Raw genomic sequence first — 6,541 nt, 5'->3', positions numbered from 1 at the left:
GGTAATCCCGGTTAATCCGGTACGCCACCACTTCACCGTCCGCCATGCAGCGCACGGCCTGCTCCCCCTTAAACGGCACGGGGAAATCCACCGCCTCATTCATCGCCTGACCGCTGAGCGCACACCACGGGGTCGTGGTGTCCGTGATGTGAATTCCCCCGTGCCACATACCATTACGGCCAATCAGCCAGTGCCCGGTGGCTTCCCCCTCAAGATGCGCCAGCATCTCTTCCAGGTTACTGAACTCCCCGCCCCGGTTATTCTTCGGCACCGGCCAGCAGATGGCCGGGAGCTGCGGGCCGTTTTCCGGCTCTGACATAACAAATCCTTGTGTTTTACAGGGTTAAATAACCGCCATCATACACCTGATGAGACTTCACCAGCATTTCCTCATATGGCACATAATGTTACGTTAGACTGCACAGACAGGAGGATTCCATGAAACGCAGAAAACTGACTCCGACAGAAGAAAAGCGTCTTGCCGATGCATTTGTAGCAACAGCCATTGCGATGGGTCTGAAAGACAACCAAAAATTGCCCCAGGAAATCAAACGACGGGTACGGGCGCAGGTACTCATCGACATTGAAAACGAACGGAAAGCACAGGCGGCACAGTCTGCCCGCAGACAGGAATTTGAAGCAGGAGAAAATACCTTCACCTGGCAGCCTCAGCGCCGCCGTTGACCGGTAAAAACGGTCTTCCAGGGGCTACGATAGTTATCTTTGATAGTCACTATACCGATAAGGCCAGCGGAAGTATTTAATATATAACAATGAACACACTACTATATGATATATAAATAACTCCTTCACAATCCTTAATTCCATTAACATCCTCAACGTCATTTCACACTGGAATGAAATTATTTATCTTATTAGCGAAGGTTTATTTGTGAGTGCAATTACAGGTGTTTTAGTTGATGGTCATATTTTTGATATGAAAAAAGACATGGTTGAGGGGTATTATTTCCCTAACACCCTGTTCCCTGGAGCGACCTTTAAAATGGTCATAGATAATGATCCGGCCAATAATGGTAAGGTGACATGGCAGTGCGGCTCCAGCAAAGGCAACAATCTGGTGGCGGTCAGCGGGGATGGTACAGTGACGTTTCCTGACGCGGATGAACGGTGTTGCGACACATTATTTTATATTAATGCCACAGACACATCCGGGCGAATCATCTCATCATATTTATTTGTCGTGAAGCGTTTTTTTAAATACAGCAAAGATACATTCGTTACAACCAATAAAATCTCACAGTGGATTGAAAGCGTGAACGGAATATTTCCGGAGACGCTTGATGTTAACAGTCAATATATTGCTGGGTCTGAATGGATTACTATCACTCGAGAAGTTAACGGAGGGCTTTTTCAGGAATGGGGCAATATGAAAAATAGCGGATGGGTTTTAGCTAACCCCAACTATAGTTCGTGTTCAATTTTCACTTTTAATAACGAACTGAATTTCTTTAATTTACTGGTTGACAGTGGATTCACACAAAACGCTGACTGTGGTGCCCGGGTTCAGGCAGTAGCCTTTTACGGCCAATCCAGAGTGTAACGCCACTGTGGTCGGGTTGTAGTTGAAGCTGCCGCATTAAAACGGATTTACCATAACGTCGCATTACGCGCACCGCAGAAACGCGCTCAGGGCGATTTCAGCGCGAAACCGGTGAAAATCACAGTTTACCCGGCGAAAACGCGCCATAAACGTGCTGAGCGCGTTTATGGTCCATGAATGACTATGCAGTACAGTGCATGGGCTCCTGTCTGGCACAAAACAGCCGGTGAAACGGAGATTTTTCCCGGTTTTCTCCTCCGGCTTTGCGGGAACGATGAAGTCAGCCTGCCCTGGCTCATGCCATCAGGAAAGCGGTGAACGGACACGCAATTTATTGCGGGATCGTGAGGCGCTGGCAGGGTGTCGGGGCGGCGAGCCCTGACGAGGGCCACGGGTGTCCGGTTTTGCGCACGCGCAAAATTCCCGGGTGGGTTTCAAAGGGGAACCCTTTGGCACGCGACTGTATACAGTCGGTAACGTGCCTCTGGTTTAATGCGGTAATTGCATTAGATTTCACTGAATTGCACTAAGCTGCATTAAGTTGCACTAAATTGCATTAAAGACGCTCATTTTTGCCAGAACTTCCACCAGGGCGCTGTCGTCGGCTCCGGTATTTCAGACGAGGGCTGCTTATGCTCCAGAAGCTGCATTGCCTGTTTCAGGCTATCGATGTGTGACCCCTGCGCAGAAACAAGAGTTCTGAGGTGTTCAATTTCCTGTTTCAGCGACCTGATCACCTGTTCATTTTCAGCCTCTGAAGCTGTAACACGCTGTTCACCAACCTGTTCAGCGACATGTACAGCTTTAGAACCATCAAGAGAACCAAATACACGCAAAAGCTCTGAAGTATCGAGCATTCTGGCATTACGTTCACCAAGACAGGTGGACAGTTCACCTGTCTTGATCAACCGGTGCAATGTGGTACGACTTTTACCGGTAAGGCGGGCTGCCTCACTGATAGAAACTTTCGCCATCAAACTGCCTCCGGAGCATTGCCTAAACGAGCAGCCAGTGTGCTGAAAAGCTGTTCCGCATCTTCATGCAGCTTTTCGCAAAGATCCGCCTCAGCATCGAGATCAAGTTCATTAAGCTTTTCCAGCAGAAGCAGGGTCTGCCCCTGGATAAACTTCGCCATATTAAGCGCAGTTTTCTGTTGTTTCGTCATCACTGCGTAAGTGCTCCACGTTATCTCCGGTTCTTTTCCGCTTCCTCGACCGTTCGCTCGCTCCGCTCGGTCACTTGTCTGCGGCGAGCGGACGGATCGTACTAAAGGACAAGTAAGACAGAAGATAACCGTAAGGAAACAGCAGCCCAAAAGCCAGGATAAGGCCACGCCCCACGGGGCGTTTTTCCATAGGCTCCGCCCCCCCTGACGAGCATCACAAAAATCGACGCTCAAGTCAGAGGGTGGCGAAACCCGACAGGACTTAAAGATCCCCACCGTTTCCGGTGGGTCGCTCCCTCTTGCGCTCTCCTGTTCCCGCCCTGCGGTTTTCCGGTGTCTCTCCGCTGTTAAAGGCCGCGTATTCTCATACCACGCCTGACACTCGGTTCCGTTTAGGCAGTTCGCTCCAAGCTGGGCTGTGTGCAAGACCCCCCCATTCAGCCCGACTGCTGCGCCCCTTCCGGTAACTAACCCTTGAGTCCAACCCGGACGGACACGCAAAAACGCCACTGGCAGCAGCCATTGGTAACTGAAATGTGCGAGAGATGTTCGAGAGTTCTTGAAGTGGTGGCCTGAGTCCGGCTACACTGGAAGGACAGATTTGGTGACATGTCTCGCACAAGACTGTTACCTGGTTAAGCAGTACCCCAACTGACTTAACCTTCGATCAAACCACCTCCCCAGGTGGTTTTTTCGTTTCTGGGCAGAAGATTACGCTCAGAACAAAAGGATCTCAACTGATCAATTAATAAATCATTCGCATTTTTTCATTCTTACAACGCCATCATGCGAGTATGACTGAACAAAGTCAGGATCTTTGCTCCAAAAATATTTGCTTTTCTTTTTGTCAAAAAAACCGAACCATCTTAAATATCCGGCATCATCCTTATAATTGAATTCGGCAATTTTTTTTGTCTTATCTATATTATCCCATTTTATATTCATCCCTCCTCTACCAAGATCTAATGGTCCATCTAGATAGACACCAACAACACCATCATTGATGACCAAGGAATGAATAGATACAACTATTTGATTGTCATTAACAACTAATGGTGATGTCTTTTGCTCTAATGCAAAATAAAAGCCACCATCATCACATGTCGTCCCCCACACACCTAAATTATCGTTAGAATAAGATAAAAATGAAAAAGACAGCAACAATGAAAACAGATGGCGCATTTATTCCACCTTTAAAAATTTAGATATATATCCAACAGGGAGATAAAGAACAGTATTACCTTTAAGCTCTTCTTTTAAGTATTTCTCAAACAAATAATCCGCCTCACCTCTTGTTTTTGCTGGTTGCCCGAAGCGTCCAGGAGGCAGGCTAGCCCACTCATAGCTCAATATATCTAAAGCGCCATTTATATCACCTTTCGCTATCATCTCAAGCGAACCTTTCCTCTTAACCTTAAGAATCAGAATCAGAACACAACATTTATCTTGCGACAACGGAGTGAAATCACTCACACCATACTTAGCTCTGGCTCTAACTATTTGACGGTTATCCCATAAATAACCCATGATTTGATACGCGCCAGCAGCTGAGTATATTAACTTACCTCTATTTAAAAGATCCAACTCAAGGTTCGCTAAGCGTCCGATCCCCCTGACAACGGGAAAGAGGTAATATTTTGGAACTGTATATTTTGATTACCTTTTTCTCATCATGATCTACATCAGCACTGATACAGGCACACCCATATCCATAATTTTCGTTTGTTTTTACAAACTCTTTGTCTGGAAAACCCTTCAGTTTTTCAATGCCACTTGAAGTAAAGCGTCCTTGAATTGATATATCCCACGTCCCGTCTTTATCACTAATCCATTGATTGGATGGGCTAGGATTTTGTAACCATCCACACCTTAATTCACTCCCCAAACAAAAGAAGCTAAGAACGAATAAAAATACAGTTATAAATAGTGGTTTCATCCTCAAATTAACTCCCTAGCATCCAGTTTACTTAAAAAAACCTCTGCAAATCCTTTAATTTGTTCTGCGTGATCTAAGCCGTTAATACACCGTCTTGCATTAAGAAAATCCACACTATCCTTGCTTACATAATCGGTCAGTTTCTTTCCTGTAAAAACTCCATTTTTGAATCCATCAATAAGAATAAACAAGGAGTTATTAGGCTCTAAAGCCCTATCAGGATCCGAAACCAAATCAACACCAAGCTTTTCTGAATATGCTTTATAGTTATAGTCCCAAGTAATTTGGACATAGCCTCTCCCATAATATGGATAATACCGGTAATGCTTTTTCCGGTACTCATCCGTCGAAATATGACCGCCCCAATCGCCCTCTCTCACTGGTTGAAACGTATCGCCAGTCTCTCTCTTAACCGTAGCGAGAATATAAGCAATCTGTGAGTTGAGGCTAAATCCTTGCTTTCTGCTCTCCTCGATAATTGCTCTGATCGTTCCCGCTCTCGTAGAAAAATCGTATCCCCGGCATTTAATCGCATCGAGAAAAACCAGCGGATGCATATGCCACGGATTCTCCACCATTCCGGCCACACGGTACATCCAACGGAGATCTGTCAAAAATTTCATACTGTAGGCGTGCCACTCCGGGGCGTCTCTTTTCAGTTGTGGCGTAAAAAATGCTTTCCACACCGGAGACTCCGACGAGTAATACCACTCACTGGGGTGTTTCACGCACAGACGATACAGATGCGCACGCATTGACGGGTTCTGCACCGCACGCCGGTACTGTTCCGGGTTATACCGGGGAGATTTTGCATCATCAATCTGGTTCAGCAGTTGCCGGTAGTTGAATGCTTCCAGTGGGCTGTAAAGCTTATCGTCATCATCCGCCACGCTGAAAAAACGCTCAAAAATCGTCCTCACCAGCCCCTTCGGCTGTCTCTCTCCGTCGAGATGGTCAAAGCTCACCGGGCTGTCCTCCGTGGCCTCAAAACCCCGACCAGCCAGATCATACCGGGACAACAGCTGCACATCCGATTCCGCCAGCAGCCCGCGCGACGCCCCGCCCGGCCAGTAGCGTTTACCCTCTTTGTCCGTCACCGCCTGACCTGACAGCGCCATCACCGTTTCGCTCTGCGTGGTTATCCGGCCCTTCTGGATTTCCCCGCCGGTGACTTTCAGGTACACCGGTATGCCCTTCGGGCAGCGGGCAAAGGCGGGCGTGTCGCGCCCCACACCTTCCAGGTTGCTCAGGAAGCGCGGCAGGTCGTCCGGGGTCAGACATTCGATATGCACCTGATAGCGCTTTTCATGCCCGTCCTCTGTGGGAACCTGAAAATACCCCAGATGCCCCACCGGGTCCCCGGCCTTAACCGGATAGGGGTCAGGACACACCACCGTATCAAACTGCACAGTTTCGCGTGACGGCGGCAGAAACGGCGACCACCACGCCGGGCGGGCGGCGCTGTCGGGCGCCGGAACCAGATTCCCTTTGTCACATACTGTCCATACCCGGTCCCCGGCTTTAAGGCTCATCCTGCCCGTAACCGGCTCCGCCAGCGTGACGTACGCATACTGCCGCCCGTTGCTCCCTGCCATGGTGTCAGCACTTACCGCTTTATCCCATATCACACGTGTACCGGGTGGCAACTCTGCCACCACCACCTGCCGGGATACGTCCATATACGCATTCAGATGCTGTCCGTCTGCGACCTTAAACGCCGTGCTGTCCTGCTCCGGGTAGGCCAGCCACGGCGCGAGATGCATATACAGCGTGTAAAAGGTCAGTCCGCTTTCTGCCGTTTCCCCGGGCTGAACACAGTGCCTGACCAGCACAAAAGACCCGGAGTAGCGTAAATCCCCCCAGTACCACGGCACGCTGA

At 48.7% G+C, this 6,541-nt stretch carries 7 protein-coding genes and 2 pseudogenes; 2 read left to right on the top strand and 7 right to left on the bottom strand.

All coding sequences use genetic code 11. The features are described 5' to 3' along the window. A pseudogene (locus D9741_RS23190) lies at nucleotides 1-319 on the bottom strand (hypothetical protein); the annotation flags it as partial. A 119-nt stretch (nucleotides 320-438) separates the two neighbouring features. Here D9741_RS23190 and D9741_RS23185 point away from each other — a divergent pair. Beyond that, nucleotides 439-684 carry a hypothetical protein gene (locus D9741_RS23185; RefSeq protein WP_130216349.1) on the top strand — a complete coding sequence of 82 codons (246 nt, stop codon included), beginning with the start codon at nucleotides 439-441 and terminating at the stop codon, nucleotides 682-684. A 208-nt stretch (nucleotides 685-892) separates the two neighbouring features. Further along, nucleotides 893-1,561 carry a hypothetical protein gene (locus D9741_RS23180; RefSeq protein ID WP_130216351.1) on the top strand — a complete coding sequence of 223 codons (669 nt, stop codon included), beginning with the start codon at nucleotides 893-895 and terminating at the stop codon, nucleotides 1,559-1,561. A 566-nt stretch (nucleotides 1,562-2,127) separates the two neighbouring features. On the opposite strand, the gene D9741_RS23175 is transcribed toward D9741_RS23180, so the two are convergent. From D9741_RS23175 to D9741_RS23140, 6 genes and pseudogenes are all read right to left on the bottom strand, one after another. Continuing rightward, the gene (locus tag D9741_RS23175; protein ID WP_130216353.1) at nucleotides 2,128-2,535 is read right to left on the bottom strand and encodes a helix-turn-helix domain-containing protein; all 408 of its coding nucleotides are present in this window, start codon (nucleotides 2,533-2,535) and stop codon (nucleotides 2,128-2,130) included. Next, a complete protein-coding gene (locus D9741_RS23170; protein WP_130216361.1) occupies nucleotides 2,535-2,726 on the bottom strand; it encodes a Rop family plasmid primer RNA-binding protein in 192 nt (63 codons plus the stop codon). The genes D9741_RS23175 and D9741_RS23170 overlap by 1 nt, the downstream gene beginning before the upstream one ends. 753 nt (nucleotides 2,727-3,479) lie before the next feature. Next, on the bottom strand, nucleotides 3,480-3,908 hold the full coding sequence (locus D9741_RS23155; RefSeq protein ID WP_130216355.1) for a hypothetical protein: 429 nt from the start codon (nucleotides 3,906-3,908) through the stop codon (nucleotides 3,480-3,482). Beyond that, entirely contained in the window at nucleotides 3,909-4,253 is a 345-nt protein-coding gene (locus tag D9741_RS23150) for a hypothetical protein (protein WP_130216357.1), read from the bottom strand. Between the two features lie 58 nt (nucleotides 4,254-4,311). Beyond that, nucleotides 4,312-4,662, bottom strand: coding sequence for a DUF4087 domain-containing protein (locus D9741_RS23145; protein ID WP_130216359.1), 351 nt, complete (start codon nucleotides 4,660-4,662; stop codon nucleotides 4,312-4,314). Nucleotides 4,663-4,664: 2 nt separating this feature from the next. Next, nucleotides 4,665-6,541, bottom strand: a pseudogene (locus tag D9741_RS23140) (hypothetical protein); the annotation flags it as partial.

The organism is Escherichia sp. E14V7, from assembly GCF_004212225.1.
Classification (GTDB): Bacteria; Pseudomonadota; Gammaproteobacteria; order Enterobacterales; family Enterobacteriaceae; genus Escherichia.
The sequence above is the reverse complement of the archived record's forward strand: the minus strand, read 5'-3'. Positions and strand labels throughout refer to the sequence as shown.

Excerpts from the sequence above, each read along its gene's own strand:
- D9741_RS23150 (WP_130216357.1), bottom strand. The coding sequence starts at position 4,253 with ATGGGTTATTTATGGGATAACCGTCAAATAGTTAGAGCCAGAGCTAAG.
- D9741_RS23170 (WP_130216361.1), bottom strand. The coding sequence starts at position 2,726 with ATGACGAAACAACAGAAAACTGCGCTTAATATGGCGAAGTTTATCCAG.
- D9741_RS23145 (WP_130216359.1), bottom strand. The coding sequence starts at position 4,662 with ATGAAACCACTATTTATAACTGTATTTTTATTCGTTCTTAGCTTCTTT.
- D9741_RS23185 (WP_130216349.1), top strand. The coding sequence starts at position 439 with ATGAAACGCAGAAAACTGACTCCGACAGAAGAAAAGCGTCTTGCCGAT.
- D9741_RS23155 (WP_130216355.1), bottom strand. The coding sequence starts at position 3,908 with ATGCGCCATCTGTTTTCATTGTTGCTGTCTTTTTCATTTTTATCTTAT.
- D9741_RS23175 (WP_130216353.1), bottom strand. The coding sequence starts at position 2,535 with ATGGCGAAAGTTTCTATCAGTGAGGCAGCCCGCCTTACCGGTAAAAGT.